Annotated in this window: 22 protein-coding genes; 13 read left to right on the top strand and 9 right to left on the bottom strand. The window is 73.5% G+C overall.

Features of this window, described 5'->3' with window-relative positions; all coding sequences use genetic code 11:
* The 7 genes from cysC (at position 1) to ACYUD3_RS01625 (ending at position 6,574) form a co-directional block, all read left to right on the top strand.
* Complete coding sequence (gene cysC / locus ACYUD3_RS01655; protein ID WP_470962281.1) at positions 1-537, top strand: adenylyl-sulfate kinase; 537 nt, start codon at positions 1-3, stop codon at positions 535-537.
* On the top strand, positions 534-1,469 hold the full coding sequence (gene cysD, locus ACYUD3_RS01650) for a sulfate adenylyltransferase subunit CysD (protein ID WP_470962278.1): 936 nt from the start codon (positions 534-536) through the stop codon (positions 1,467-1,469). Before cysC ends, cysD begins: the two co-directional genes overlap by 4 nt.
* Positions 1,470-1,471: 2 nt before the next feature.
* Entirely contained in the window at positions 1,472-2,794 is a 1,323-nt protein-coding gene (locus tag ACYUD3_RS01645; RefSeq protein ID WP_470962275.1) for a sulfate adenylyltransferase subunit 1, read from the top strand.
* A gap of 237 nt (positions 2,795-3,031) precedes the next feature.
* Complete coding sequence (locus tag ACYUD3_RS01640) at positions 3,032-4,138, top strand: aliphatic sulfonate ABC transporter substrate-binding protein (protein ID WP_470962272.1); 1,107 nt, start codon at positions 3,032-3,034, stop codon at positions 4,136-4,138.
* Between the two features lie 26 nt (positions 4,139-4,164).
* Positions 4,165-4,956: an ABC transporter ATP-binding protein gene (locus ACYUD3_RS01635; protein ID WP_470962269.1), complete on the top strand. Its 792-nt coding sequence runs from the start codon at positions 4,165-4,167 to the stop codon at positions 4,954-4,956.
* The gene (locus ACYUD3_RS01630; RefSeq protein WP_470962266.1) at positions 4,943-5,821 is read left to right on the top strand and encodes an ABC transporter permease; all 879 of its coding nucleotides are present in this window, start codon (positions 4,943-4,945) and stop codon (positions 5,819-5,821) included. Before ACYUD3_RS01635 ends, ACYUD3_RS01630 begins: the two co-directional genes overlap by 14 nt.
* A 6-nt stretch (positions 5,822-5,827) precedes the next feature.
* On the top strand, positions 5,828-6,574 hold the full coding sequence (locus tag ACYUD3_RS01625; protein ID WP_470962263.1) for a sirohydrochlorin chelatase: 747 nt from the start codon (positions 5,828-5,830) through the stop codon (positions 6,572-6,574).
* A gap of 482 nt (positions 6,575-7,056) precedes the next feature.
* Here the strand turns inward: ACYUD3_RS01625 and ACYUD3_RS01620 are convergent, their stop codons facing one another.
* Positions 7,057-8,079: a ketopantoate reductase family protein gene (locus tag ACYUD3_RS01620; RefSeq protein WP_470962260.1), complete on the bottom strand. Its 1,023-nt coding sequence runs from the start codon at positions 8,077-8,079 to the stop codon at positions 7,057-7,059.
* 38 nt (positions 8,080-8,117) lie between these two features.
* Between ACYUD3_RS01620 and ACYUD3_RS01615 the strand changes: the two genes are divergently transcribed.
* Positions 8,118-9,014: an aldo/keto reductase gene (locus ACYUD3_RS01615; RefSeq protein WP_470962257.1), complete on the top strand. Its 897-nt coding sequence runs from the start codon at positions 8,118-8,120 to the stop codon at positions 9,012-9,014.
* Between the two features lie 2 nt (positions 9,015-9,016).
* Here ACYUD3_RS01615 and ACYUD3_RS01610 read toward each other — a convergent pair whose 3' ends face one another.
* Together ACYUD3_RS01610 and erm are read right to left on the bottom strand one after the other, a co-directional pair.
* Positions 9,017-9,565, bottom strand: coding sequence for a DUF1697 domain-containing protein (locus ACYUD3_RS01610; protein ID WP_470962254.1), 549 nt, complete (start codon positions 9,563-9,565; stop codon positions 9,017-9,019).
* Positions 9,566-9,634: 69 nt separating this feature from the next.
* The gene (gene erm / locus ACYUD3_RS01605; protein WP_470962251.1) at positions 9,635-10,438 is read right to left on the bottom strand and encodes an ErmE/ErmH/ErmO/ErmR family 23S rRNA (adenine(2058)-N(6))-methyltransferase; all 804 of its coding nucleotides are present in this window, start codon (positions 10,436-10,438) and stop codon (positions 9,635-9,637) included.
* A gap of 524 nt (positions 10,439-10,962) precedes the next feature.
* Here erm and ACYUD3_RS01600 point away from each other — a divergent pair.
* On the top strand, positions 10,963-11,817 hold the full coding sequence (locus ACYUD3_RS01600) for a phosphotransferase (protein WP_470962248.1): 855 nt from the start codon (positions 10,963-10,965) through the stop codon (positions 11,815-11,817).
* 117 nt (positions 11,818-11,934) lie between these two features.
* On the opposite strand, the gene ACYUD3_RS01595 is transcribed toward ACYUD3_RS01600, so the two are convergent.
* Together ACYUD3_RS01595 and ACYUD3_RS01590 are read right to left on the bottom strand one after the other, a co-directional pair.
* Positions 11,935-12,657, bottom strand: a complete 723-nt coding sequence (locus tag ACYUD3_RS01595) for an exonuclease domain-containing protein (protein WP_470962245.1) — start codon at positions 12,655-12,657, stop codon at positions 11,935-11,937.
* Between the two features lie 126 nt (positions 12,658-12,783).
* Entirely contained in the window at positions 12,784-14,022 is a 1,239-nt protein-coding gene (locus tag ACYUD3_RS01590; RefSeq protein ID WP_470962242.1) for an SAV2148 family HEPN domain-containing protein, read from the bottom strand.
* Positions 14,023-14,233: 211 nt separating this feature from the next.
* Here ACYUD3_RS01590 and glgX point away from each other — a divergent pair, with 211 nt between their 5' ends.
* The 3 genes from glgX (at position 14,234) to ACYUD3_RS01575 (ending at position 20,180) form a co-directional block, all read left to right on the top strand.
* Positions 14,234-16,360 (top strand): glycogen debranching protein GlgX, encoded by a 2,127-nt coding sequence (glgX, locus tag ACYUD3_RS01585; protein ID WP_470962238.1) that lies wholly within the window; start codon positions 14,234-14,236, stop codon positions 16,358-16,360.
* 86 nt (positions 16,361-16,446) lie between these two features.
* The gene (treY, locus tag ACYUD3_RS01580) at positions 16,447-18,780 is read left to right on the top strand and encodes a malto-oligosyltrehalose synthase (protein WP_470962235.1); all 2,334 of its coding nucleotides are present in this window, start codon (positions 16,447-16,449) and stop codon (positions 18,778-18,780) included.
* Between the two features lie 158 nt (positions 18,781-18,938).
* Positions 18,939-20,180 carry a M14 family zinc carboxypeptidase gene (locus tag ACYUD3_RS01575; RefSeq protein ID WP_470962232.1) on the top strand — a complete coding sequence of 414 codons (1,242 nt, stop codon included), beginning with the start codon at positions 18,939-18,941 and terminating at the stop codon, positions 20,178-20,180.
* 10 nt (positions 20,181-20,190) lie between these two features.
* On the opposite strand, the gene ACYUD3_RS01570 is transcribed toward ACYUD3_RS01575, so the two are convergent.
* Positions 20,191-20,619: an SSI family serine proteinase inhibitor gene (locus ACYUD3_RS01570; RefSeq protein ID WP_470962229.1), complete on the bottom strand. Its 429-nt coding sequence runs from the start codon at positions 20,617-20,619 to the stop codon at positions 20,191-20,193.
* A 94-nt stretch (positions 20,620-20,713) separates the two neighbouring features.
* Complete coding sequence (locus ACYUD3_RS01565) at positions 20,714-21,265, bottom strand: FHA domain-containing protein (RefSeq protein ID WP_470962226.1); 552 nt, start codon at positions 21,263-21,265, stop codon at positions 20,714-20,716.
* A 178-nt stretch (positions 21,266-21,443) separates the two neighbouring features.
* Here ACYUD3_RS01565 and treZ point away from each other — a divergent pair, with 178 nt between their 5' ends.
* Positions 21,444-23,189: a malto-oligosyltrehalose trehalohydrolase gene (gene treZ / locus ACYUD3_RS01560; RefSeq protein ID WP_470962223.1), complete on the top strand. Its 1,746-nt coding sequence runs from the start codon at positions 21,444-21,446 to the stop codon at positions 23,187-23,189.
* A 7-nt stretch (positions 23,190-23,196) separates the two neighbouring features.
* Here treZ and ACYUD3_RS01555 read toward each other — a convergent pair whose 3' ends face one another.
* Both ACYUD3_RS01555 and ACYUD3_RS01550 read right to left on the bottom strand, forming a co-directional pair.
* The gene (locus ACYUD3_RS01555) at positions 23,197-24,129 is read right to left on the bottom strand and encodes an aminoglycoside phosphotransferase family protein (protein WP_470962220.1); all 933 of its coding nucleotides are present in this window, start codon (positions 24,127-24,129) and stop codon (positions 23,197-23,199) included.
* A 45-nt stretch (positions 24,130-24,174) separates the two neighbouring features.
* Entirely contained in the window at positions 24,175-25,287 is a 1,113-nt protein-coding gene (locus ACYUD3_RS01550; protein WP_470962217.1) for a M24 family metallopeptidase, read from the bottom strand.
* Positions 25,288-25,328 lie beyond the last annotated feature (41 nt).

The following is a 25,328-nucleotide window of genomic DNA, read 5'->3' as shown; positions in this document are numbered from 1 at the left end:
GTGACGACCGGAGCCACCGTCTGGCTCACGGGTCTGCCGAGTGCCGGCAAGACCACCATCGCGTACGAGCTGGCGGGCCGGCTGCGGGCGGAGGGCCACCTCGTCGAGGTGCTCGACGGCGACGAGATCCGGGAGTTCATCTCCGCGGGCCTCGGCTTCAGCCGCGAGGACCGGCACACCAACGTGCGGCGCATCGGCTTCCTCGCCGAACTCCTCGCCCGCAACGGCGTGCTGGCGCTGGTCCCGGTGATCGCGCCGTACGCGGACAGCCGGGACGCCGTCCGCAAGCGCCACCAGGCGGGCGGGACCACGTACGTGGAGGTGCACGTGGCGACTCCGGTCGACGTGTGCTCGGTGCGTGACGTGAAGGGCCTGTACGCCAAGCAGGCGGCCGGTGAGCTGAGCGGTCTGACCGGTGTCGACGACCCGTACGAGACGCCCGAGGCGCCGGATCTGCGGATCGAGTCGCAGCACCAGAGCGTCCCGGAGTCCGCCGCGTCCGTGTACGCCCTGCTCAGCGAAAGGGGACTGGTATGACGGCCATCGCCGAGGTCGCGGAGGGCACCGGCAGCCCGTACGCGCTGTCGCACCTGGACGCGCTGGAGTCGGAGGCGGTGCACATCTTCCGTGAGGTGGCGGGGGAGTTCGAGAAGCCGGTGATCCTCTTCTCCGGCGGCAAGGACTCCATCGTCATGCTGCACCTCGCGCTGAAGGCGTTCGCGCCGGCGGCCGTGCCGTTCACGCTGCTGCATGTGGACACCGGGCACAACTTCCCCGAGGTCATCGAGTACCGCGACCGGACGGTCGAGAAGCACGGGCTGCGGCTGCATGTCGCGTCCGTGCAGGACTACATCGACCGGGGAGTGCTGCGCGAACGCCCCGACGGCACCCGCAACCCGCTCCAGACGCTGCCGCTGACCGAGAGGATCCAGGCGGAGAAGTTCGACGCGGTCTTCGGCGGCGGGCGCCGGGACGAGGAGAAGGCGCGGGCGAAGGAGCGGGTGTTCTCGCTGCGCGACGAGTTCTCGCAGTGGGACCCGCGCAGGCAGCGGCCCGAGTTGTGGAACCTGTACAACGGCCGGCACGCGCCGGGTGAGCACGTACGCGTGTTCCCGCTGAGCAACTGGACCGAGCTGGACGTCTGGCAGTACATCGCCCGGGAGGGCATCGAGCTGCCGGAGATCTACTTCGCGCACGAGCGTGAGGTGTTCGCGCGCTCCGGGATGTGGCTGACGGCCGGGGAGTGGGGCGGGCCGAAGGAGTCGGAGACCGTCGAGAAGCGGCTGGTGCGCTACCGCACGGTCGGGGACATGTCCTGCACGGGCGCCGTCGACTCCGAGGCGGTGACGCTGGAGCAGGTGATCACGGAGATCGCCGCGTCCCGGCTGACGGAACGGGGTGCCACCCGCGCCGACGACAAGATGTCCGAGGCCGCGATGGAGGACCGCAAGCGCGAGGGGTACTTCTAGAGATGAGCACGACACTCACCGAGACGACGCTGCTGCGGTTCGCGACGGCCGGTTCCGTCGACGACGGCAAGTCCACGCTCGTCGGGCGCCTCCTGCACGACTCCAAGTCGGTCCTCACCGACCAACTCGAAGCCGTGGCAAGGGTGTCCGAGAGCCGGGGCCAAGACGCCCCCGATCTCGCCCTGTTGACGGACGGCCTGCGCGCCGAGCGCGAGCAGGGCATCACGATCGACGTCGCCTACCGCTACTTCGCCACCCCCAAACGCCGGTTCATCCTCGCCGACACCCCGGGCCATGTGCAGTACACCCGCAACATGGTCACCGGCGCCTCCACCGCCGAGCTGACGGTGATCCTCGTCGACGCCCGCAACGGCGTCGTCGAGCAGACCCGCCGGCACGCCGCCATCGCGGCCCTGCTGCGCGTCCCGCACGTCGTCCTCGCCGTGAACAAGATGGACCTCGTCGACTACCGCGAGCCCGTGTTCGCGCGGATAGCCGAGGAGTTCACGGCGTACGCGACCGAACTCGGCGTCCCCGCCGTCACCGCGATCCCGATCTCGGCCCTGGCCGGCGACAACGTCGTGGAACCGTCGGCGCACATGGACTGGTACGGCGGCCCGACCGTCCTGGAACACCTCGAGACCGTCCCCGTCTCCCACGACCTGGCGCACTGCCACGCGCGGCTGCCGGTGCAGTACGTGATCCGTCCGCAGACCGCCGAGCACCCCGACTACCGGGGGTACGCCGGGCAGATCGCCGCCGGTTCGTTCCGGGTCGGCGAGCCGGTGACCGTGCTGCCGTCGGGGCGCACCTCGACGATCGCCGGGATCGACCTGCTGGGCGTGCCGGTGGACGTGGCGTGGACGACGCAGTCGGTGACCGTGCTGCTGGCCGACGACATCGACGTCTCGCGCGGCGATCTGATCGTGCCCAGCCAGGACGCGCCGGCGACGACGCAGGACGTGGAGGCGACCGTGTGCCATGTCGCCGACCAGCCGCTGTCGGTGGGCCACCGGGTGCTGATCAAGCACGGGACGCGGACGGTGAAGGCGGTCGTCAAGGACATCCCGTCGCGGCTGACGCTGGACGACCTGTCGCTGCACCCGCACCCGGGGCAGCTCGCGGCGAACGACATCGGCCGGGTGAAGATCCGCACGGCCGAGCCGCTGCCGGTGGACGCGTACGCGGACTCGCGGCGCACCGGCTCCTTCATCCTCATCGACCCCGCCGACGGCACGACGCTGACCGCGGGCATGGTCGGTGAGTCCTTCGCCTCCCCCGAGCCCGTCAAGGACGCGGCCGGGGACGACGGTTGGGACTTCTGACGATGACTCAGGTGGATTTCTACTCGACGTTCGCGAAGGAGGGCGGCCGGGTCGGCAGCGGCGCCCTCGGCAGCGGGCAGGGCGGGGTGGCCCGATGTGCGCGCTGACGTACGCGCACCGCTCGCGCGCCCTGTCCCCCCGCCGGACGTCCCGTCATCGACGAAAACCCGTTGCCGAACCCCCGGCCGCGGCCTGCTCAGGGCCGTGACCGCCGGGCCATCGAGAGGAACCCCTCCCGTGCCTGCCTCCCCCTTGCTGCGCCGCGGCCTCGCCATAGCCGCCGCCCTGCCCCTGCTGACGCTGGCCGCCTGCGGCTACGGGTCGAAGTCGACGGACACCTCCTCGGAACAGAAGGTCGCCGCCGGCGCCCAGAAGGTCGACGGACTCGACTCCGTGAAGATCGGCTACTTCGGCAACCTGACCCACGGGACCGCGCTGGTGGGGGTCCAGAAGGGCTTCTTCCAGAAGGAGCTGGGCGCGACCAAGGCCGCGTACCAGATCTTCAACGCGGGCCCCTCGGAGATCGAGGCGCTGAACGCGAAGTCGATCGACATCGGCTGGATCGGCCCGTCCCCGGCGATCAACGGCTATACGGCGTCGGGCGGTTCGAACCTGCGGATCATCGGGGGTTCGGCGTCGGGCGGGGTGAAGCTGGTGGTGAACCCGGCGAAGATCAAGACCCTGGCGGACGTCAAGGGCAAGAAGATCGCGACCCCGCAGGCCGGCAACACGCAGGACGTGGCGTTCCTCAACTGGATCTCCGAGCAGGGCTGGAAGGTCGACGCGAAGAGCGGCAAGGGCGATGTGTCGGTCGTCCGCACGGACAACAAGGTGACGCCGGACGCCTACAAGTCCGGTTCCATCGACGGGGCCTGGGTGCCTGAGCCGACGGCGTCGAAGCTGGTCGCCGAGGGCGCGAAGGTGCTGCTGGACGAGGCGTCGCTGTGGCCGGACAAGAAGTTCGTGATCACGAACATCATCGTGCGCCAGGACTTCCTCAAGGAGCACCCGAAGGCCGTCGAGGCGGTCCTGAAGGCGTCGGTCGAGGCCAACAAGTGGATCGACGCCAACCCGGCCGAGGCGAAGGCGGCGGCCAACCAGCAGCTCGCGGTGGACTCCGGCAAGGCGCTGCCGGCCGCGGTCCTCGACCCGGCGTGGGCGTCCATCCAGTTCATCGACGACCCGCTGGCCGCCACCCTCGACACCGAGGCGGAGCACGCGGTCAAGGCGGGCCTGTTGCAGAAGCCGAAGCTGGACGGCATCTACGACCTGTCGATCCTGAACAAGGTCCTCAAGGCCGAGGGGCAGAGCCCGGTCTCCGACGCCGGCCTCGGCGTCAAGTAACCGTTCTCCCCCAGGAGGTGACGATCATGGCCACTGCCCTCGCCCGAGCGGCCGACGGCGCCGAGTCCGTACGGCACGCCGCCCGTATCGAGCACGTCTCGAAGTCCTTCGCCGGCCCCGCCGGACGGCAGCAACTCGTCCTGGACGACATCACGTTGGACGTGGCGCCGGGCGAGTTCGTCACCCTCCTGGGGGCGTCGGGCTGCGGGAAGTCGACGCTGCTCAACCTGGTCGCCGGGCTCGACGAGCCGACGTCGGGCCGCATCACGACCGACGGCCGCCCGGCCCTGATGTTCCAGGAACACGCCCTGTTCCCCTGGCTCACGGCCGGCAAGAACATCGAACTCGCCCTGAAACTCAGGGGAGTTCCCAAGCCCGAACGGCGCCCGCGCACCGAGGAGCTGCTGGCCCTGGTCCGGCTGGAGGGCGCGTACGGCAAGCGGGTGCACGAGCTGTCCGGCGGTATGCGCCAACGCGTGGCGCTGGCAAGGGCGTTGGCCCAGGACAGCCAACTCCTGCTGATGGACGAGCCGTTCGCGGCGCTGGACGCCATCACCCGGGACGTGCTGCACGACGAACTGACCCGGATCTGGGCCGAGACGGGCCTGTCGGTGCTGTTCGTCACGCACAACGTGCGCGAGGCGGTGCGGCTCGCGCAGCGCGTGGTGCTGCTGTCGTCGCGGCCGGGCCGGGTGGCCCGGGAGTGGAGCGTCGGCATCCCGCAGCCGCGCCGCATCGAGGACGCGCCGGTGGCGGAGCTGTCCCTGGAGATCACCGAAGTACTGCGTGGGGAGATCAGCCGCCATGGCCAGCAGTGAGACGAAGCCCCGCGCAGGGGGTGTCGAGGCCGGTCTCGACGCGCTGGAGACCACGGTCACCAGCCGGGTCCCGTGGACGACGACCCTGCGCACCAAGGTGCTGCCGCCGGTCACCGCGATCGTCGTCGTCCTGGTGGTCTGGCAGGCCCTGATCACCCTGAAGATCGTCGACGACCCGGTCCGGCTGCCCTCCCCGTCCGCCGTGGCCGGCGAGTTCAAGGACGCCTGGCTGCAAGGGGAGTTGCTGGGGTACGTCTGGACCAGCGTGTCGCGCGGCCTGCTCGGCTTCCTGCTGGCGCTCGCCATCGGTACGCCGCTGGGGCTGGTGGTGGCGCGGGTGAAGTTCGTGCGCGCCGCGATCGGCCCGATCCTCTCCGGGCTCCAGTCGCTGCCGTCGGTCGCGTGGGTGCCGCCGGCCGTGATCTGGCTCGGCCTGAACAACTCGATGATGTACGCGGTGATCCTGCTCGGCGCGGTCCCCTCGATCGCCAACGGCCTCGTCTCCGGCATCGACCAGGTCCCCCCGCTGTTCCTGCGGGCGGGCCGCACGATGGGCGCGACCGGTCTCAAGGGCGCCTGGCACATCGTCATGCCGGCCGCGCTGCCCGGCTATCTCGCCGGCCTCAAGCAGGGCTGGGCGTTCTCCTGGCGCTCCCTGATGGCCGCCGAGATCATCGCCAGCTCGCCCGACCTCGGCCTCGGCCTCGGCGCGCTGCTGGAGTTCGGCCGCAACGCCAACTCCATGGCCATGGTGTTCGAGGCGATCCTCCTCATCCTGTTCGTCGGCATCGCGATCGACCTGCTCATCTTCAGCCCGCTGGAGCGACGGGTGCTGCGCTCGCGCGGGCTGCTGGTACGGAACTGAACGCCCGTGCCAGGCAAGCCGGTTCTCCTCCTCATCGCCCACGGCAGCCGTGATCCGCGGCACGCCGCGACGGTCCGCGCGCTGGTGCGCCGGGTCCGCTCGATGCGGCCGGGCCTGCGGGTGGAGACCGGCTTCCTCGACTTCGACGTCCCTTCCGTGCAAGGGGTGTTGGAGTCGCTGGCGGCGGAGGGCGCCGACGACGTCGTGGCCCTGCCGCTGCTGCTGACCCGCGCGTTCCACGCCAAGTCGGACATCCCGGCGGTCCTCCAGGCCGCCCCGCCGAGTCTGCGCATCCGCCAGACGGAGGTCCTCGGCCCCTCCCCGCTGCTGCTGTCCGCGCTGGAACGGCGTTTGTACGAGGCGGGGTTGAGCCCCGCCGACAAGTCCTCGACCGGGGTCGTGCTGGCCTCGGCGGGGTCCACCGACCCGGAGGCGATCGCGGTGATCGCCGACATCGCGCGGGAGTGGTGGCGCACAGGTTGGTGCGCCGTGCGACCCGCGTTCGCCTCCGCGGCCCTTCCTCGGACGGAGGAGGCGGTACGGGAGCTGCGGGAGGGGGGGTGCGCACGGGTGGCTGTCGCGCCGTACGTATTGGCGCCGGGGTTTCTGCCGGACCGGATTGCTCGGGGGGCGGTGGGGGCGGATGTGGTCGGGGGGGTGTTGGGGGCGGCGGAGGAGGTGGCTCGGGTGGTGTGGGGGAGGTATGACGAGGTGGTGGTGGGGAGGGAGTTGGTGGGGGTGGTGGGGGGTTGAGGGGGGTTGTCTGTGAGTGGGGGGGCCGTGGCTTGGGGGGCGGTGCGGGCTCGGGGGCGGGGAGTGCTGCGGGCTTGGAGTGGGGGCCGGGGGGTGGCTTGAGCGCGGGCGGGGCCGGAGTTCGAGCGGCGGGGCCGGGGGCAGGCGGCGGGGCGGGGGGCGAGCTCGCGCCTCTGCGCCGCAGCTCAAAGGACGGCGCGGCTCGGGCGGCGGGGGTGGGCTTGAGCGCGGGCGAGGTCGGAGTTCGAGCGGCGGGGCCGGGGCGGCTTGAGCGCGGGCAGGGCCGGAGTTCGAGCGGCAGGGCCGGGGGCAGGCAGCGGGGGCGGAGCCGAGCTCGCGCCTCTGCGCCGCAGCTCAAAGGGTGGCGCGGCTCGGGCGGCGGGGGTGGGCTCGGGCGGCGGCGCGATGCCGGCCGAGCCGCGCTGTAGTTCCGGCCGAGCCGCAATCCTGGCCGCGCCGCAGTTCCAGCCGCGCCGCGTCCGCTAAAGCTCCCCGGCCCCCTGTCCCCGCACCCCCGCCTTCTCCGCCAGCCGCATCAGTTCCGGCACCGGCATCGATCCCGCCGAACGGCGTTCGCGGGCAGCGGTGTTGGCCAGTCGCTGGAGCAGGTCGTTCAGCGGGGTCGGGATCCCGTGCAGCCGGCCCAGAAGAGCGATCTCGCCGTTGAGGTAGTCGGCCTCGATGCTGCCGGTGCCGCGTGCGAGGGACTGCCAGGAGGAGCCGCCCTCGCGGGAGGTGCCGGGGAGCGGGACGAGGGTGATTTTGTCGGCGCGCACCGCCCTCTCCTCCGCCGGGTCGGCGAACGCGATCCCGGCCGCCTTCAGAACCGCCCGCCCCTCCGCCCGCGTCTGCTCGCCGAGCGCGACGACGGCATCCGTACCACCCAGCGCCTCAAGGGAGTTGCCGAGATTCGTGAGCAGCTTGGCGTACTGCCAGCGGGTCACATCGGGAACGACCGGCGCCTCGAACTCGGCCTGCCGGAGATCGGCGGCGACCCGGTGGGCGACCTCGTCGGTGCCGTGCGGATAGCGCCCGAGGTGGAGGATGCCGGTGCATGGACTGCCGGCGGCGGCCACCACACCGGGTTCGACATGCGTGGCCGGCAGCCACACGCAGACGCCGTACACATGGGCGAAGCGCCGCAGGGCGATCCGCTGGCTCTCGACGCCGTTCTGGGCGCACAGCAACGGCAGCCGCTCACCCGCGCTGCCGCCCCCGGCGACCGGGGCGGCCCCCCACGCGGCCAGCGCGCCCTCGCTGTCCTGCGTCTTGACGGCGAGGACGAGCACGTCGTCGGCGCGCAGCTCACCGAGCGGGCCGGGCGAGTCGACGACGGGCAGCCGGTACGTCAACTCACCCTCGGGAACCCGGAGTCGGAGCCCGCTCTCGGCCAACGCGGCATGATGCGCACCACGCGCGACCAGCACGACCTCCCGCCCGGCCCCGGCAAGCCGCCCACCGATCGCACCGCCGACGGCTCCTGCTCCGATGATGATGTAGCGCATGGGGTGAGCTTCGCACAGGAATGTGTAGGGTTCATGAAATGAGCGGATGGGGTGGGGGTTCTTGGGCGGGCACGGGGGCTCCGGCAACCCACAGCCACCCCGCCGACACCTTCCACCTGGCCCGCCAACTCCCCCTCCGCCGCCTAGGTTTCGGCACCGCTCAGCTGACCGGTGCCGGTTACTGGGGTCCTCGCGGGGACCCCCGGGACGCCGTGGCCCTGCTTCGGCGGGCCGTGGAACTCGGGGTGACGCTGATCGACACCGCCGACAACTACGGGCCGTACCTCGCCGAGGAGCTGGTGGCCGAGGCACTGCACCCGTACCCCCCGGAACTGGTGATCGCGACGAAGGGCGGAGTCGTCCGCACCAGCGACAGCGCCTGGCACACCGACGCCCGCCCCGAGCGCCTGCGCGCGATGTGCGAGGCGAGCCTGCGCCGGCTGCGCCTGGACCGTATCGACCTCTACCAGCTGCACCGCATCGATACGACCGTCCCGATGGCCGAACAGCTGGGCGCACTCACCGAGTTGCAGGCGGAGGGAAAGATCCGCCACATCGGCCTCGACACGATCACCCCCGAACAGCTCCTGTCCGCCCTGGAGTTGACCCCGATCGCGGCCGTCCAGAACCGCTACAACCTCCAAGACCGCTCCTCGGAGCCCCTGTTGGAGCTGTGCGAGCAGCGCGGGATCGCGTTCCTCCCCTGGTTCCCGCTGGGCAACGGAACCCTCACCACGGACCCGGCGTGCACGGAGATCGCCGCCGCCCACGCCGCCACCCCGGCACAGATCGCCCTGGCATGGCTGCTGCACCGCTCCCCCGTCCTGTGCCCGACACCGGGCACAGGATCGCGGGCCCACCTGGACGAGAACCTGGCCGCCGCGGCCGTACACCTGTCACCGGCGCAGCTGGAGCGGCTGACCCTCGCCAAGTAGCCTCACCCGGCGGTCAGTTCGACGAGTTTCGTCACCGTGTTCCAGTTACGGCTGGTGGCGATCAGCCCCTTGGTGAGGCGCGGCCGGGCGAGCTGTTCGGCGAGCTTGGACCGGCCGAGGCCGTCGGGGGCGTAGAGATAGAGGGCACGGTCCCCGACCCGGAACTCCTCGGGAAGGTGAGCGGCGGAGTCGACCTCGGCGAAGCGGGCCGCGTCCACCGGCGCGGAGAAGTAGGTGACATGCAGCTGCTTGGCCGCCAACTCCGCCGACGGAAAAGGACAGTTGTCGACGATCGCCTTGAGATACGCGTGATCGCGGACGAGCACATCGACGTCGTACCCGAACCGCTCCCCGATCGCCCCCGCGAGATCGGCGGCCAAAGACTCCTCGTCCCCCCGCCCGACGGCGAACACGGCCTGCCCGCTCTGGAGATGGGTGGCGACCCTGGTGTACCCGAGGCCGGTCATCAGGGTCCGCAGTTCGGCCATCGGGAGCTTGCGGTTGCCGCCCACGTTGATTCCGCGCAGGAGGGCGGCGTACATCGTCGTCATGGGCGTCACCCTAGGGGGTGAGCGGGCCGGCGCCCCTGGGACGCGGCCCGCGTCGTCAGAACCCGGGCGTCACGACAGCCCGCGCGCCCCCTCCCCGCACAGCACCCCGTGCAGCCGCAGCCACCGCTCCGGCGCCACCTCCCCCACCAGCGCCCGCTGCCCGATCCCCGCCGCCCCGAACGCCGCGTCCACCCGGCGCTTGGCCCACCCCCGGCGCAGCGAGGCGTGCAGCGAGCCACCGACACCGGAGAAGCCCAGCTCGACCAGACGGCACCAACTCCCGTACCGGTCCGGGGAGATCAGGGGAACGGGACGGCGTTCGAGGCGTACGACGCCGGCGTCGACGCGCGGGGCCGGCCAGAACCTCGTACGCGGTACCCGGGCGACCAGCCGCCAGTCGAACCGGGGCCAGGTCCGTACCGTCAGCAGGGTCCAACTCCCGTAGTCCCCGGTGCGTTTGCGGGCGTACTCGAGTTGGGTCAGGAGGGTGGCGTCGGTGAGGGCGGGGGCGCGCAGGCACCAGTCGACGATGGCGGAGGTGCCGGCGAAGGGGAGGTTGCCGGCGACGGAGAAGGGGGTGCGCGGGGGTGTGGCGGTGAGGAAGTCGGCGCCGATGACGGTGACTTGGGGGGTGTGTGCGAAGCGGTCGCGCAGTCCCGGCAGGAGGCGGGGGTCGATCTCGTAGGCGCGCAGTTCGCGGCAGCGGGGGGCGAGGTGTTCGGTCAACGCGCCTTGTCCTGGGCCGACTTCGAGCAGCAGGGGTGCCGTTTTGCCTTCGGGGACGGCGAGTTGGGCGAGGCGGCGGGCGGTGGCGCGGTCGGTGAGGAAGTTCTGCGAGAAGGCGCGGCGGGGTGCGATGCGGGGACGGGCCATGGGCTCGTGTCCTTGTCTTCCGTGGGTGGGGTACGGGCAGCCGTGGCCCCGACCGGAAGACAGGAGGAGGGCATGCCGAAGGGGCGCACATCGGTGCGCCCTGCCAGGCATGCGGGAAGAAGAGGCGCCGCTGCGGCTCAGCCGTCGGCGGGCACGGCCGGCGACGGACTCCGTCCGCCGGCCTCGGCCGTCACTGGGCGCCGTTCCCCGGACCGGTCAGGGCTCCGGGACGGCGACGCATTCTGACGTAATGCGTGCTGCCCCGGCCGAGACCGGTGTTGATGATCGCTTGTGCTGCCACGGGAACACGGTAGGGAGGGGACGGCGAGGGGGGCAAAGGGTTTTCGGCACACCGCCGGCCCACCCCAGGCATACCGCCCTCGGGCACCCCCGCCCCGAATGCGACACTGACCCCCACATGGCCGAATACCGACGGCCGCGCGGCGTACCGGTGTCGGCATGGCGCGGCGACAGCGGACGTGCGGCCGGGCGATGGCCGCGCGGTGAGACGGAGGACAGGGCGAATGGACGAGGCACGCGCGCGTGAGGTGCTGGCCGGCACCGGGCTGCTGCCGGCGGACGCGGCGCTGCTCGCGCTGGGCGAGAACGCGGTGTTCGCGGCGGGCGGCACGGTCGTGAAGGTGGGCCGGGACGCCACCCTCCTCGACCGCGCGCGGCGCGAGCTGGCGATCGCCGGATGGCTCGCGCGGGAGGGCGTGCCGGCGGTGCGGGCGGCGGCGCCCGAGCCGCTGCTGGCCGACGGGCACCCGGTGACGGTGTGGCACCGGCTGCCGGACCCCGTACGCCCCGCCGAACCCCGCGACCTGGCCGGACTGCTGCGCCTCGTGCACGCTTTGCCGGCGCCGCCGTTCGCGCTGCCCGCGCGGGACCTGCTCTCCGGCGTGGAGCGCTGGCTGCGGCTCGCGGGCGACGCGGTCGACCCGGCGGACGCGGCGTACCTGCGGGAGCGGCGCGACGGCTTCGCGGCGGCCTCGGCGGCCCTGACGCCGTATCTGACGCCGGGCCCGATCCACGGGGACGCGCTGCCGCGCAACGTCCACATCGGCCCCGACGGCCCCGTCCTGGTCGACCTGGAGACCTTCTCGGCGGATCTGCGCGAGCACGACCTGGTCGTCATGGCGCTGTCCCACGACCGCTACGGCGTACCGGACGCGGCCTACGACGCGTTCACCGGGACGTACGGCTGGGACGTGCGCGAGTGGTCCGGCTGCGCGGTCCTGCGCGGCGCCCGCGAGACCGCGAGCTGCGCCTGGGTCGCCCAGCACGCCCCGGCCAACCCCAAGGCGCGCGCGGAGTTCGAACGCCGGGTGGCCTCGCTGCGCGACGGCGACGAGTCGGTGCGCTGGTACCCGTTCTGACCGCCCGGCCGCCCTGAGGGACGCCCGCCGCCCCGGCCCGGCACACACCCCGGGCCCCTCGACTCCCCTCGTACACAGGCTCCTTGACCTCCCGCGCCCCTCCCCGAGAAAACCCCGCTACGCCCCCTGCCCCACCACCTCCCGCACCGGCCAGACCCCCTCCACCACCGCGTCTGCCTCCCCCTTGCGCCGGAGGAACGCCTGGAAGTCGGCGGCCCACTCGGCGTACCAGCCGATCTGGCTGCGGTGCAGCTCGGCCGGGGACTGCTCGGCGACCTTCGGGTACCGGTCGGCTATCGCGCGGGCGAGCCGCGCGGCGGCGAGGGCGTCGGCGGCGGCGTTGTGCGCGGAGCCGAGCGTGATGCCGTACTCGGCGCAGACGGCCTCAAGGTTGCGCTTGCCCCGGCGGTAGCGGTCGACGTGCCGGTCGACGGTGTACGGGTCGACGACCGGCGCCGGCTCCTGCCCGCCGAGCCGCTCGCGCAGGGACGGCAGCCCGTGCCGGTGGAGTTCGGCGGCGAGCAGGGTGAGGTCGAAGGCCGCGTTGTAGGCGACGACCGGGACGCCGGACTGCCAGGCGTCGACGAGGGCGCCCGCGACGGCGTCGGCGACCTCGTCGGCGGGGCGGCCCTGCGCGCTCGCGCGTTCGTTGCTGATGCCGTGCACGGCGACCGCGTCGGCCGGGATCTCCACGCCCGGATCGGCGAGCCATTCCCTGCGCCCGCGTTCGCGGCCGGCCTCGACCTCGATCACGGCGGCGGTGACGATGCGCGCCTCACGCGGGTCCGTGCCCGTCGTCTCCAGGTCGAACCCGATCATCAGCTCCTGGTGCCAGGCCATGACGGCCCCCCTTCTCGGTGGTGCTTCCCCCAGTGGTCCCCACCTTCCCACGCACCACTGACAATCGGAGGACCGCCTTCCGCTCAGCCCGGGAAAACCCGGAAATCCCGGACATTCAAGGCGACTTCAGGACACCGGCCGCGAATCCGACCACGCCAGCTCGAACTCCTCGCGGTACGCCGGGAAGAGCCCGCCCTCGTCGAGGCCGTCGGACCTGAGCACCCGGTTCGCGCTGCGCAGCACCAGCACCGGCGCCTCCATCCCGCGCATGCCCCGCAGGTACGACTGGACGACCGCGACGCCGTCGGAGCCGTCGCCGTCGACGAGGTAGGCCGTGAAGCGCGGCGTCTCGTCGTAGACCTGGATCTGGAAGGCGTCGGGGTCGCGCAGCCGGGAGCGCACGCGGCGCACGTGCAGGATGTTCATCTCCACCGCGCGGCTCAGCTCGCCGCGTTTGATGCCGAGTTCGCGCTCGCGGCGCTTGACGGCGCTGGAGGCGGGGTTGAGGAACAGCAGCCGTACGCGCGCGCCCGCCTCCGCGAGGCGGATCAGGCGGCGGCCGGAGAAGTTCTGCACGAGGAGGTTGAGGCCGATGCCGATGGCGTCGAGCCTGCGGGCGCCGCCGAAGAGGTCCTCGGCGGGGAACTGCCGCATCAGGCGGACGCGGTCGGAGTGGACGGCGACGACGTCGGCGTACCGGTCGCCCACGAGGTCCTCGACGGCGTCGACGGGCAGCCTGCGCGCGGAGGGCGCGCCGCCGCCGGTGCCGAGCATCTCCAGCAGCCGTGAGGAGGCGCGTTCGGCCTGGCTGAGGACGGTCTTGGACAGCGCCCGGTTGCGGGAGACGACGTTGCGGGTGACCTCCAGCTCGTCCAGGGCGAGTTCGAGGTCGCGGCGGTCGTCGAAGTAGGGCTCGAAGCAGGGCCAGTGCTGGACCATCAGCTCGCGCAGCTGGGGCAGGGTCAGGAACGAGATGACGTTGTCGTCGGCCGGGTCGAGGAGGTAGCCCTTGCGGCGGCTGACCTCGCGCACGGCGACGGCGCGCTGCACCCATTCCTGGCCGGCGGGTCCGGCGGCGGCGACGACCCATTCGTCGCCGTGGACGGGTTCGTAGACGGGCCGCAGGACGGCCGCGACGACCGCGCGCAGGCGCTGTTCGACGAGGTTCAGCCAGATGTAGGCGCGGCCGGCCCGCTGGGCGCGGGTGCGCACCTCGCGCCAGGCGTCGGCGTCCCAGTCCAGCTCCGGCCCGATGGCGCCCGTCTCCATGGGTCTGGCCAGGGACACCGTGCCGGGCGGGATGTCTGCGGAGCTCCCCTCGTGACCCTCGTCACCAGGGGGCAGCTCCAGCCCTCCCGAGCCCACCCGAGCACCGCCTTCCACACCCCTGGGTTGTCCCCGTGCCAACGATCAAGGAAGGGTACTCCGGGAGTGGTCGCGGGTGCAGCCGGATGGACAGGGTCGCACTCAACCTTCTAGATTTCGCCCGCCCGTTGCCCCGCGCGCGGGGCGGACGGCGCGCCCTGGGGAGCGCGAGTGACCCCATGGAGCGTGCCGCACCTGGGAGAGTCGTCCCATGCAGGTCTGGCCTGGACAGGCGTATCCCCTGGGCGCCACGTACGACGGCGCCGGTACGAACTTCGCGGTCTTCACGGAGGCCGCGGACCGAGTGGAGCTGTGTCTGCTGCACGACGACGGCTCGGAGACGGCGGTGGAACTGCGGGAGAGCGACGCCTTCGTACGGCACGCGTACCTCCCAGGAGTGATGCCCGGACAGCGGTACGGGTTCAGGGCGCACGGCCCGTACGAGCCCGCGCGCGGGTTGCGCTGCAACTCGGCGAAGCTGCTGCTGGACCCGTACGCGAAGGCGGTCGCCGGGGCGGTGCGCTGGGGCGAGGAGGTGTACGGCTACCGCTTCGGGGAGCCGGAGCGGCGCAACGACCTGGACTCCGCCCCGCACGCGATGACGTCGGTGGTGGTGAACCCGTACTTCGACTGGGGCGACGACCGTCCCCCGCGCACGGAGTACCACCACACGGTGATCTACGAGGCCCATGTGAAGGGCCTGACGATGCGCCACCCGGCGCTCCCCGAGGAGCTGCGGGGCACCTACGCGGGGCTCGCGCACCCGGCGGTGATCGAGCATCTGACGCGGCTGGGGGTGACGGCCCTGGAGCTGATGCCGGTGCACCAGTTCGTCGACGACCACCGGCTGGCCGACCTGGGGCTGCGCAACTACTGGGGCTACAACACGATCGGCTTCTTCGCGCCGCACAACACGTACGCGTCCTGGGGTGATCGCGGGCAGCAGGTCCTGGAGTTCAAGTCGGCGGTGCGGGCGCTGCACGCGGCGGGCATCGAGGTCATCCTGGACGTCGTCTACAACCACACCGCGGAAGGCAGTCACCTGGGGCCGACGCTGTCCTTCAGGGGGCTCGACAACCCTGGTTACTACCGGCTGGCGGACGATCAGCGGTACTACACGGACACCACGGGGACGGGCAATTCGCTGCTGATGCGCTCCCCGCACGTCCTCCAGATGATCATGGATTCGCTGCGGTACTGGGTGACCGAGATGCATGTCGACGGCTTCCGCTTCGACCTGGCGGCGACCCTGGCGCGGCAGTTCCACGAGGTGGACCGGCTGTCGTCGTTCTTCGACCTGGTGCAGCAGGACCCGGTGGTGTCCCAGGTGAAGCTGATCGCGGAGCCCTGGGACGTCGGTGAGGGCGGCTACCAGGTGGGCAACTTCCCGCCGCTGTGGACCGAGTGGAACGGCAAGTACCGCGACACCGTGCGCGACCTGTGGCGCGGCGAGCAGCGCACCCTGGCGGAGTTCGCCTCCCGGCTGACCGGCTCCTCGGACCTCTACCAGGGCGACGGCCGCCGCCCGCTGGCCTCGATCAACTTCGTGACCTGCCACGACGGTTTCACGCTGCGCGACCTGGTGTCGTACGACGAGAAGCACAACCAGGCCAACGGGGAGGACAACCGGGACGGCGAGAGCCACAACCGGTCCTGGAACTGCGGGGTGGAGGGCGAGAGCGACGACCCTGGGGTGCTGCGGCTGCGGGCGCGCCAGATGCGCAACTTCGTCACCACCCTGATGCTGTCCCAGGGGGTGCCGATGCTCAGCCACGGCGACGAGTTCGCGCGCAGCCAGGGCGGCAACAACAACGCCTACTGCCAGGACGGCGAGCTGTCCTGGGTCGAGTGGCCGCAGGGCGACAGCGAACTGTTCGCCTTCACGCGCGCGCTGGTGTGGCTGCGCCGGGAGCACCCGGTGTTCCGGCGCCGGCGCTTCTTCCACGGCCGTCCCGTGGAGGGCACCCACGACGACCTGTCGGACATCGCCTGGCTGACCCCGGACGGCCGGGAGATGACGCCGCAGGACTGGACGTCGGCGCGGGCGTCCGCCCTGACGGTGTTCCTCAACGGCAACGCGATCTCCGAGCCGGGCCCCCGGGGCGAGCGGATCGCCGACGACTCGTTCCTGCTGATGTTCAACGCCTCGCCCCGGACGCTGGAGTTCGTGGTGCCGCCGGACCACGGCCGGCAGTGGCAGGTGGTCGTCGACACCGACCGGCCCGAGTCGGTGACGGAAGGCGACGCGGGGTCGGCCGCGAAGGCGGTGAAGGTGGCGGCGGGCGACCGGCTGACGCTGGTGGACCGCAGCGTGCTGGTGCTGCGGCGGCCGGCCTAGCGGGGGCCCGGCCCGGTGCGGTCCGGGAAGCGCGCCCCGCGTGTCGTGGGCGCGCAGAACGCCCGCCGGGCGGGTACGCAAGGGGCATGACCCCTCGCCACCCGGTCCCCACGGCCACCTACCGGCTCCAGCTCCAGCCCGCGTTCACCTTCGCGGACGCGGCGGCGGCCGTCCCGTACCTGGCGGACCTCGGCGTCTCGCACCTGCATCTGTCACCGGTCCTGGAGTCCGTGCCGGGCTCGTCCCACGGGTACGACGTCGTCGACCACACGCGCGTGCGCGGGGAGCTGGGCGGCGAGGCGGGGCTGCGGGAACTGGCGCGCACGGCGCGGGGGCACGGGCTGGGGCTGGTCGCGGACGTCGTGCCGAACCACATGGCGATGGCGCCCCGGCACAACCGGGCCCTGTGGGAGGTGCTGCGCGAGGGGCCCGCGTCGCCGTACGCGCGCTGGTTCGACATCGACTGGGAGGCGTGCGGCGGGCAGGTGCTGCTGCCCGTCCTCGGGGGCCCGCTCGGCGAGGAGCTGGAGCGGCTGCGGGTCGGGGACGGGACGCTGCGCTACCACGACCACGTGCTGCCGCTGCGGGCGGGCACGGACGGGCTGCCGCTGGAGGAGCTGCTGGCCGCCCAGTGGTGGCGCCCGGTGTGGTGGCGGCTGGCGCGCACGGAACTCAACTACCGGCGGTTCTTCAGCGTCTCGGAGCTGATCGGCGTGCGCGTGGAGGACCCGGAGGTCTTCGCGGCCACCCACGGCACGCTGCTGCGGCTGCTGGCGGAGGGCGTCCTGGACGGCCTGCGCGTGGACCACCCCGACGGCCTCGCCGACCCCGGCGGCTACCTGGAGCGGCTGCGCGAGGCGGCCGGGGGCCGCTGGACGGTCGTCGAGAAGATCCTCGCCGACGGCGAACACCTGCCCCGCTCCTGGCCGGTGGCCGGCACCACCGGCTACGACGCCCTGCGGCACGTGGACGGCCTCTTCACGGACCCGGAGGGAGCGGGGGACCTGCGGGAGCTGTACGGCCGTCACACGGGCGTACAGGCCGATCTGGGCGGCGACTGGGCGGTGACCGTCCGCCGGGCCGCGTACGCGGTGATCACCCACGAACTCGCCGCCGAACTGGACCGGCTGACCCGCACGGCCGTCCGCGCCTGCGCCGCCTCCCCCGACCCCGCCGCCCGCGACCGCGCCCCCTGGGCCCTGCGCACGGCCCTGACGGAACTCCTGGTCCGCCTGGAGGTCTACCGCCCCTACGCCGGTGACGACCCGTCGGCCGTCCTCACCGAGAAGGCCGCCGCCGAGGCCCGCGCCGCCTTCACCGTCCCCGAGGAGGCAGCCGCCGTGGACGTCGTGCGGCGGCTGCTGGTCGAGGACGTGCCCGAAGGGGCCGGGCTGCGGGTGCGGTTCGCGCAGACCTCGTCGGCGCTGCGGGCCAAGTCCGTGGAGGACACGGCGTTCTACCGGTACGTGCCGCTGCTGTCGGCGACGGAGGTCGGCGGGGAACCGGGGGCGCCCGCCGTGGCGCCGGAGCGGTTCCACGCGTACTGCGCGCGCGTGCAGCGCGACTGGCCGGCCACCGGGACGGTCGTCACGACGCACGACACCAAGCGCAGCGCCGACGTGCGGGCCGCGCTCGCGGTGCTCACCGAGTGCCCCGCGCACTGGGACACGCTTCTCACGGAGGCCGGCCGGGAGACGGGCGCCGTCCCGGACGCGCATCTGGCGTGGGCGGCCTGGCAGACGGTGTTCGGGCTCGGCCCCGCCGACCCCGCGCGCGTGCGGGAGGCGCTGCTGAAGCAGGTGCGGGAGGCGGGGCTGCGCACCAGCTGGACCGAGCGGCAGGGCGCGTACGAGGAGGCCGTGGAGGCGTTCGTGGCGGCGGGTCCGTGCGGGGCGCCCGGCGCGCGCGTGCAGGCGCTGCGCGCGCGCCTCGCGCCGCACATCCGCGCGAACGTCCTGGGGACGGCGCTCGTCCATCTGACGATGCCCGGGGTGCCGGACGTGTACCAGGGCGCCGAGGCCGAGTACCGGGCGCTCGTCGACCCCGACAACCGGCGGCCGGCCGTGTTCCCGCCCCAAGAGGCCGACGACAAGGCCGCGTTGACGGCCGCCGCGCTGCGGCTGCGGCGCCGGCGCCCCGAGGCGTTCGGGACGGCCGCGTCGTACGCCCCGCTGGCCGCCGAGGGGCCGGCCGGGGAGCACTGTGTAGCGTACGCGCGCTCCGGGACCGTCGTCGCGGCGGTGACCCGGCTGTCGCTGCGGCTCGCGCGCGCGGGCGGCTGGCGGGGGACGCGGCTCGCGCTGCCGCCGGGGCGGTGGGCCGACGTCCTCGTCCCCGGGCGGGAGTTCACCGGGCACGCGCGCGTGGCGGAGTGGTTCGGGGAGCTGCCGGTGGGGCTGCTGGAGCGGGTCGGGGAGTGAACCCAGGGCGCGGGGCGGCCTTTCGGACGCTGCTCCCGAGAGCGGGCGCCCCGCTGTCTGAGGAGCGGGTAAGGCCTGCCGGCATCCGCTTGACACCGTCTGGCGGGCGTGGGGTAGTGGGAGATGGCGACGCAGGACGAAGGCGACGGGGGTGAGTCTTGCCGGAGCCGCGCTACCCCACACTGACCGAACTGACCGCCTCCGCGCGCGCATTGGCCGCGCACCGGCCGGGTCTGTGCGCTGTGCGGCAGGTGGGCGCGTCCCGCGCGGGACGGCCGCTGCACCTGCTGTCGGTGGGGCACGCCCCGAGGGCCGTCCTGGTCGTCGCGGGCGCGCACGCCAACGAGCAGACCGGCGGGCCCACGCTGCTGGCGCTCGCCGAACGGGTGGTGCGCGAACAGCGCCTGCGCGCGGGGCGTTCCTGGCACTTCCTGGTGTGCGCCGACCCCGACGGCGCGAGCCTGCACACGGCGCCGGCGCCGCGCAGCCTGCTGGAGTACCACCTGGGTTTCTACCGCCCGGCAGGTCCCGAGCAGCCGGAGTGGTCGCCGGCCGAACTGCCGCCGGACCGGCTGCCGCCCGAGACGCGCGCGCTGACCGGCGTCATCGACGAGCTGCGGCCCTACCTCCAGGTGTCGCTGCACGGCACCGACCTGGGCGGCAGCTGGGTGCAGCTCACCCGGGACATCCCCGGGCTCGCCGCGCCGTTCGCGGCGTCGGCGGCGGAGCTGGGCATCCCGCTGGAGGCCGGCGCCTCGGACGCGGTGGGCTGGCCGGTGTCGGGCCCCGGCGTGCATGTGATGCCGGGGCCCGGCGCGGGCGCGGCCTACCCGAGCATGCCGGACGACGCCCGGCGCAGCACCTGGTACCGCACGCACCACTACGGCGGCCTCACGGCGATCGTGGAGGTGCCGATGTGGGCGAGCGACCGGGTCGGCGACCGGGCGCCGCACCCCGATCCGGCGGCGGCCCTGCGGCTTCTGGCGGCCCGGCTGCGGCGGGAGGCGGGAGAGGTCCAGGAGGCCGCCGCGGGGGCGCTGACGGGCCTTCAGGGCCCCGACAGCCCCCTGCTGCGGGCGGCCCGCTGGGGCCTGGACCTGGTGCCGGGCCTCGCCGACGACTGGGACGGCACCCCGCCGGCCGACTCGACCCGGGCGTACGTCAGCAGTGTCGACGCCTTCGGCCGCCGGCTCCCGCTGCGGGCGGCGGCCATGCTGCTGCGGGTCCTGCGCGAGCAGGGCGACAGCGCGGCGCCGCGCGTCGAGCACCTCGTGCGCGTGTGGAGCGCCTCGTTCGCCGATCACTTCCACGCGCGCTGGGTGCCGCTGGCCGACCAGGTGGAGCTACAGTCCCGCACGGTGGTCGCGGCGGCGCTGCACGCGCGCGGGAGGGCGGCTTGAAGCAGGGCCCTTACTTGTCCAGCGCGAACACCGCCCCCGTCTGCGCGCCCATCTCGCACGCGTTGCCGAACGTGTGCCGGTACTCGACGCGCCGCCCGTCCCAGACGCCCCGCGCGGAGGCCGTGACCGGGGCGTAGATCATGTTGCAGATGGTGTTCTCGTGCGGGATCTTGTCGATGTCCCCGTGCGCGGCGGCGAGTTGACGGCAGGCCTCCACCGCACGGGAGTGCCCCTGGGGCGGGTTGCACATCAGGAGGGTGCCCCGGGTGTCGCTGGACTGGGAGTTGCCGGTGGTGAGGCTGAGCTGGAGCCAGTTGCCGGGGATGCGGTCACGGCCGGCGGTCGCCTGGGCGGGGGCGGCGCAGACGGCGAGCAGCAGGACGGCGGCGGCGGCCAGGAGGCGGTGCGGGGCCACTGCGGGCAGGGAGAGACGAGTCATTCCCTGTGCATCGGCACACCGGCGCGCACACCCTAGGAACGCTCACCCGAAGGTGGGCAACTCCCCTTACCCAGTTGACATGTTCGTACGAACGTCAGTCCGCCGCCAGCCGGAAGCCCACGCTCCCGAACGAGATCTGGTCCCCCTCGCGCACGACGGCCGCGCCGATCACCCGGCGCCCGTTGACGGTCGTCCCGTTGGTGGACCCGAGGTCGCGCAGGATCCACATGCCGCCCTGCCGGCCGAGTTCGGCGTGGACGCGCGAGACGCTCTCGTGGGTGAGCCGCAGCCCGCTCGCCGGGTCCCGGCCGATGCGCAGCCCCTGGGCGGCTTCGGGGTGGGGCAGGAGCAGCTTGGGCAGCCGCTCGGCGCGCCAGGCGCTGCGCAGCCGTACGGTGAACCCGGAGACGGCCCCGACGGTGCCGAACACCATCCGGGAGATGCCCTTCTGGCGGGGCAGGTCGGCGGTGAGGACGGCGAGTTCGTCGACGCGGCGGGCGGCCAGGGCCAGTTCCATGCGGCGGATGAACGTGTCGTGCGACAGACGGCCCATGGCGACGCCGTCCCGCAGCGCCTTGAGCGCCTTGTCGCGCTCCGCGTCGGAGAGCCGCGCGGGATACGTGTTGAACTCGAAGGACGACGTCACGCGGCTGATTGTCGGTCAGCCGCCCCCGGGGTGTCCAGAAAAGGGGAGGTCCCTGGAGCGACACCGTTACGGAAAGCCGCGTTCCGGCGGCGGATCGGGCGGCGGGGGCGGCACGATGGACGGGCCGTCCGGCGCCGGGCCGGTGACAGCGCGCTGGAGCGACGAAGGGGAACCGTCCGTGCAGTTCGAGGTGTGGGCACCGCAGGCCGCCGAAGTGACGCTCCATTGCGACGGCGCCCCGCGCGCGCTGGAGCGCGATCCGGAGCGCCCGGGATGGTGGACGGGCGAGGCCGAGGCGGCGGACGGCTCGCGCTACGGCTTCGCGGTGGACGACGGCCCCGTGCTCCCCGACCCGCGCTCGCGGCGCCAGCCGGACGGCCCCGACGGGCTGAGCGCGGTCGTCGACCAGGGCGCCCACGCGTGGCGCGCGCCGTGGCCGGGGCGTCCGCTGCGCGGGGCGGTCCTGTACGAGCTGCACGTCGGCACGTTCACCCCCGAGGGCACCCTGGACGCCGCCGCCGCCCGCCTCGGCCATCTCGCGGACCTGGGCGTCACCCACGTCGAGCTGATGCCCCTGTGCCCGTTCCCTGGCCGGCACGGCTGGGGGTACGAGGGGGTGTCCTTGTGGGCGGTGCACGAGCCGTACGGCGGCCCCGGCGCGCTGAAGCGGTTCGTGGACGAGGCGCACGCGCTGGGCGTCGGCGTGGTCCTGGACGTCGTGCACAACCACCTGGGGCCCTCGGGCAACCATCTGCCCGCGTTCGGGCCGTACTTCACGGACCGTCATCACACGCCCTGGGGTGCGGCGGTGAACCTGGACGCGCCGGGGTCGGACGAGGTGCGGGACTTCCTGGTGGGCAGCGCGCTCGCGTGGCTGCGGGACTTCCGGCTGGACGGGCTGCGGCTCGACGCGGTGCACGCGCTGAAGGACACGCGCGCGTACCCGTTCCTGGAGGAGCTGTCGGCGGCCGTCGACGCGCTCGCCGCCGAGACGGGCCGGCCGCTGTTCCTGATCGCCGAGTCCGACCTGAACGACCCCCGGGTGATCACCCCGCGCGCGGAGCACGGCCTCGGGGTGCACGCCCAGTGGAACGACGACTTCCATCACGCCCTGCACACCGCGCTGACCGGTGAGTCCCAGGGCTACTACGCGGACTTCGCGCGCGCTCCCCTGGCGGCGCTCGCCAAGACCCTCACGCGCGGTTTCTTCCACGACGGGACCCCCTCGGCGTTCCGGGGGCGCCGGCACGGGCGTCCGCTGGACCGCGCGCGGGTGGGCGCCCACCGGCTGCTGGGCTACAGCCAGACCCACGACCAGATCGGCAACCGCGCGCAGGGCGACCGCCTCGCCGCGTCCCTCTCCCCCGGCCTCCTCGCGTGCGCGGCGGCGCTGACGCTGACGGGGCCGTTCACGCCGATGCTGTTCATGGGCGAGGAGTGGGCCGCGGGCACCCCCTGGCAGTTCTTCACCGACCACACCGACCCGGCCCTCGCGGACGCCGTACGGCGGGGCAGGCGGCGGGAGTTCGCGGCGCACGGCTGGGCCGAGGAGGACGTGCCCGACCCGCAGGACCCGGCGACCCGGGAGCGGTCCTGCCTGGACTGGTCGGAGCCCGCCCGCGAGCCCCACGCGCGCGTGCTGGCCTGGTACCGGGAGCTGATCGCCCTGCGCGCCGCCCACCCCGACCTGACCGCCCCCGGTCTCGGGGAGGTCCGCGTCGCCTTCGACGAGGACGCCCGCTGGCTCGCCTGCCGCCGCGGCGACCTGCGCGTCGCCGTCAACCTCGCCGCCACCCCGGCAGCCGTCCCCCTGGGCCCCCGCCCGGCCCGCGTCCTGGCCGCCTGGCACCCCGTGGACCCCCCGGGGAGCGACGGCCTGCTGCGGCTGCCCGGGGAGTCGTGCGTGGTCCTGGAACAGGACTGAGAGGGCCCTACTCGTCCTCGTCACCGTCCCCCTTCAGCTCCGTGACCCGCTCCAGCATGATCGCCTCCCAGGCGCGTCTCAGGTGCGTGCGGGCGGCAGGGAGGGCGGTGGGCGGGCCGTCCAGGAGGGCGGCCAGGCGGACGAGGGTGTCGCAGCGGGCCAGCCACAGGCCGCGCAGGCAGGGGCGGGCGCCGTAGCCGGCGAGGGTGGCCGCGCGGACGGCGGCGCCGGAGCCGACGGCCAGGGCGAGGCCGGCGATGTCCTCGGCGGGGTCGCCCAGGACGACGTCGGTCCAGTCGAGGACACCGCGCACGCGTCCGTCGGCGCTCAGCACCAGGTGCTCGGCGCACAGCCGGTGGTGGACGAGGACGGCGGGCGCGGGCTGCGCGGCGAGCTGGGCGGCGCCGGGCGGGGTGAGCTGGCGCAGCCGCGCGGGGTCGAACTCGTCGGCCCCGGCGAGGCGTTCGGCGGCCTGGACGGCCATGCGGCGCAGCGCCTCCAGGGAGCGCGGGGCGGCGCGCGGCACCCCGAGCGCCTCGGCCTGCCGTACCGGCACCTCGCGCAGTCCGGTGAGCAGCCCGGCGAGGTCGGCCTCGCCGACGGCCGACACGTCGTGCTCCTCGGCGGTGCCGCCGGGCACCAGGGTGTCGAGGGTGTACGTCAGCCCGGGTGACCACTCGCCGTGCGCCACGCTCGCGGGGACGGCCACGGGCACGTGCGGGCGGATCACGTCCCGCAGCCGCAGCTCGCGGCGCTGACGGGCGGCGGCCTCACGGTCGGGCGCGAGGCGCAGCACATGGCGCGGGCCGACCCACCAGGTGGAGTGGCCCTCGCCCGGGGCGACCGGGCGTACGTCGGGCCCGTCGGCGGGGCCGTCCTTCAGGAGGGTGCGGGCGAGTCTGCGGACGGTGTCCGCGGTGGGTGTCGCTGCCTGGGTCATGGTCGCGCCGTCACAGGTCGGGGTGGTCGGGGGCTGCCGGGGGCTTCAGTCGACTATGACCAGCTCGCGCGTGGTGGTGTTGAGCCGGCGCCCGCCGTCCTCGGTGACGGTGACGATGTCCTCGATGCGCACCCCGAAGCGGCCGGGCAGATAGATCCCGGGTTCGACGGAGAAGCACATGCCGGGCAGCAGGGGCTGTTCCTCGCCCTCGATCATGTAGGGCGGTTCATGGGTGGTGACCCCGATGCCGTGCCCGGTGCGGTGGATGAACCGCTCGCCGTACCCGGCGTCGGCGATGACCGCGCGGGCGGCCCGGTCGACGTCCTGGCAGGCGGCTCCCGGGCGCACGGCCCGGAATCCGGCCTCCTGGGCGGCGCGCACGATGTCGTGGACGCGGCGCTCCTCCTCGGTGGGCTCGCCGACGTGGACGGTGCGGGTGGTGTCGGAGCCGTAGCCGTCGCGCAGTCCGCCGAAGTCGAGGACGACCATGTCGCCGCGCTCGATGACGCGGTCGCCCATCTCGTGGTGCGGATTGGCGCCGTTGGGGCCCGAGCCGACGATGGTGAAGTCGACCTGCTCGTGCCCGTGGGCGCGCAGCAGCCGGGCGAGGTCGGCGCCCACCTCGGACTCGCGGCGGCCCGCGAAGGGCGTCTCGCGGATCTCCTCGAACGCGGCGTCGGCCGCCGCGCCGGCCGCGGCCATCAGCTCAAGCTCCGCCGCGTCCTTGACGGCGCGCAGCAGGGGCAGGGCCTCGGTGAGCGGCGCGTGGGCCGTGTCCGGCAGGGTCCGCTGGAGGGCCAGCAGGTGCAGCGCCCACGTGTTGTCGCTGACGCCGTACCGGCCGCGGGCGTCGAGGAGGCCGGCGGTGAGCGCGTACGGGTCCTTGCCGTCGGTCCAGTCCCGCAGGGTGAGCGCGGGCGCGCCGGGGGCCTTGGCGGCGTCCGGGGCCTCCAGGGCGGGGACGACGAGGACGGGGTCGCGGCCCGGGGCGAGGACGAGGAGGGTGAGCCGTTCGGTGATCGCCGTCGGCGTGTAGCCGGTGAGCCAGGTCAGGTCGGGGCCCGGCGCGACGAGGAGCCCCGCGAGGCCGGCGTCGGCGGCGGCGCGGGCGGCGCGCTCCAGCCGGGCCCGGTGGTCGTCGGCGGTGAAGGGGGTCATGCGGGCCTCCTCGACGGGAGCGGGGCTACGGGCAGCATCCT

It is taken from the genome of Streptomyces sp. AMJ-169 (genome assembly GCF_055597585.1).
Note: the sequence above shows the minus strand (reverse complement) of the source record. Positions and strands in the feature narration are given on the sequence as shown.

Bases quoted from the DNA above. Each gene is read 5' to 3' on its own strand.
- cysD (WP_470962278.1), top strand. From the start codon at position 534: ATGACGGCCATCGCCGAGGTCGCGGAGGGCACCGGCAGCCCGTACGCG.
- ACYUD3_RS01645 (WP_470962275.1), top strand. From the start codon at position 1,472: ATGAGCACGACACTCACCGAGACGACGCTGCTGCGGTTCGCGACGGCC.
- ACYUD3_RS01635 (WP_470962269.1), top strand. From the start codon at position 4,165: ATGGCCACTGCCCTCGCCCGAGCGGCCGACGGCGCCGAGTCCGTACGG.
- ACYUD3_RS01630 (WP_470962266.1), top strand. From the start codon at position 4,943: ATGGCCAGCAGTGAGACGAAGCCCCGCGCAGGGGGTGTCGAGGCCGGT.
- ACYUD3_RS01620 (WP_470962260.1), bottom strand. From the start codon at position 8,079: ATGCGCTACATCATCATCGGAGCAGGAGCCGTCGGCGGTGCGATCGGT.
- ACYUD3_RS01615 (WP_470962257.1), top strand. From the start codon at position 8,118: ATGAGCGGATGGGGTGGGGGTTCTTGGGCGGGCACGGGGGCTCCGGCA.
- ACYUD3_RS01610 (WP_470962254.1), bottom strand. From the start codon at position 9,565: ATGACGACGATGTACGCCGCCCTCCTGCGCGGAATCAACGTGGGCGGC.
- erm (WP_470962251.1), bottom strand. From the start codon at position 10,438: ATGGCCCGTCCCCGCATCGCACCCCGCCGCGCCTTCTCGCAGAACTTC.
- ACYUD3_RS01600 (WP_470962248.1), top strand. From the start codon at position 10,963: ATGGACGAGGCACGCGCGCGTGAGGTGCTGGCCGGCACCGGGCTGCTG.
- ACYUD3_RS01595 (WP_470962245.1), bottom strand. From the start codon at position 12,657: ATGGCCTGGCACCAGGAGCTGATGATCGGGTTCGACCTGGAGACGACG.
- glgX (WP_470962238.1), top strand. From the start codon at position 14,234: ATGCAGGTCTGGCCTGGACAGGCGTATCCCCTGGGCGCCACGTACGAC.
- treY (WP_470962235.1), top strand. From the start codon at position 16,447: ATGACCCCTCGCCACCCGGTCCCCACGGCCACCTACCGGCTCCAGCTC.
- ACYUD3_RS01570 (WP_470962229.1), bottom strand. From the start codon at position 20,619: ATGACTCGTCTCTCCCTGCCCGCAGTGGCCCCGCACCGCCTCCTGGCC.
- ACYUD3_RS01555 (WP_470962220.1), bottom strand. From the start codon at position 24,129: ATGACCCAGGCAGCGACACCCACCGCGGACACCGTCCGCAGACTCGCC.
- ACYUD3_RS01550 (WP_470962217.1), bottom strand. From the start codon at position 25,287: ATGACCCCCTTCACCGCCGACGACCACCGGGCCCGGCTGGAGCGCGCC.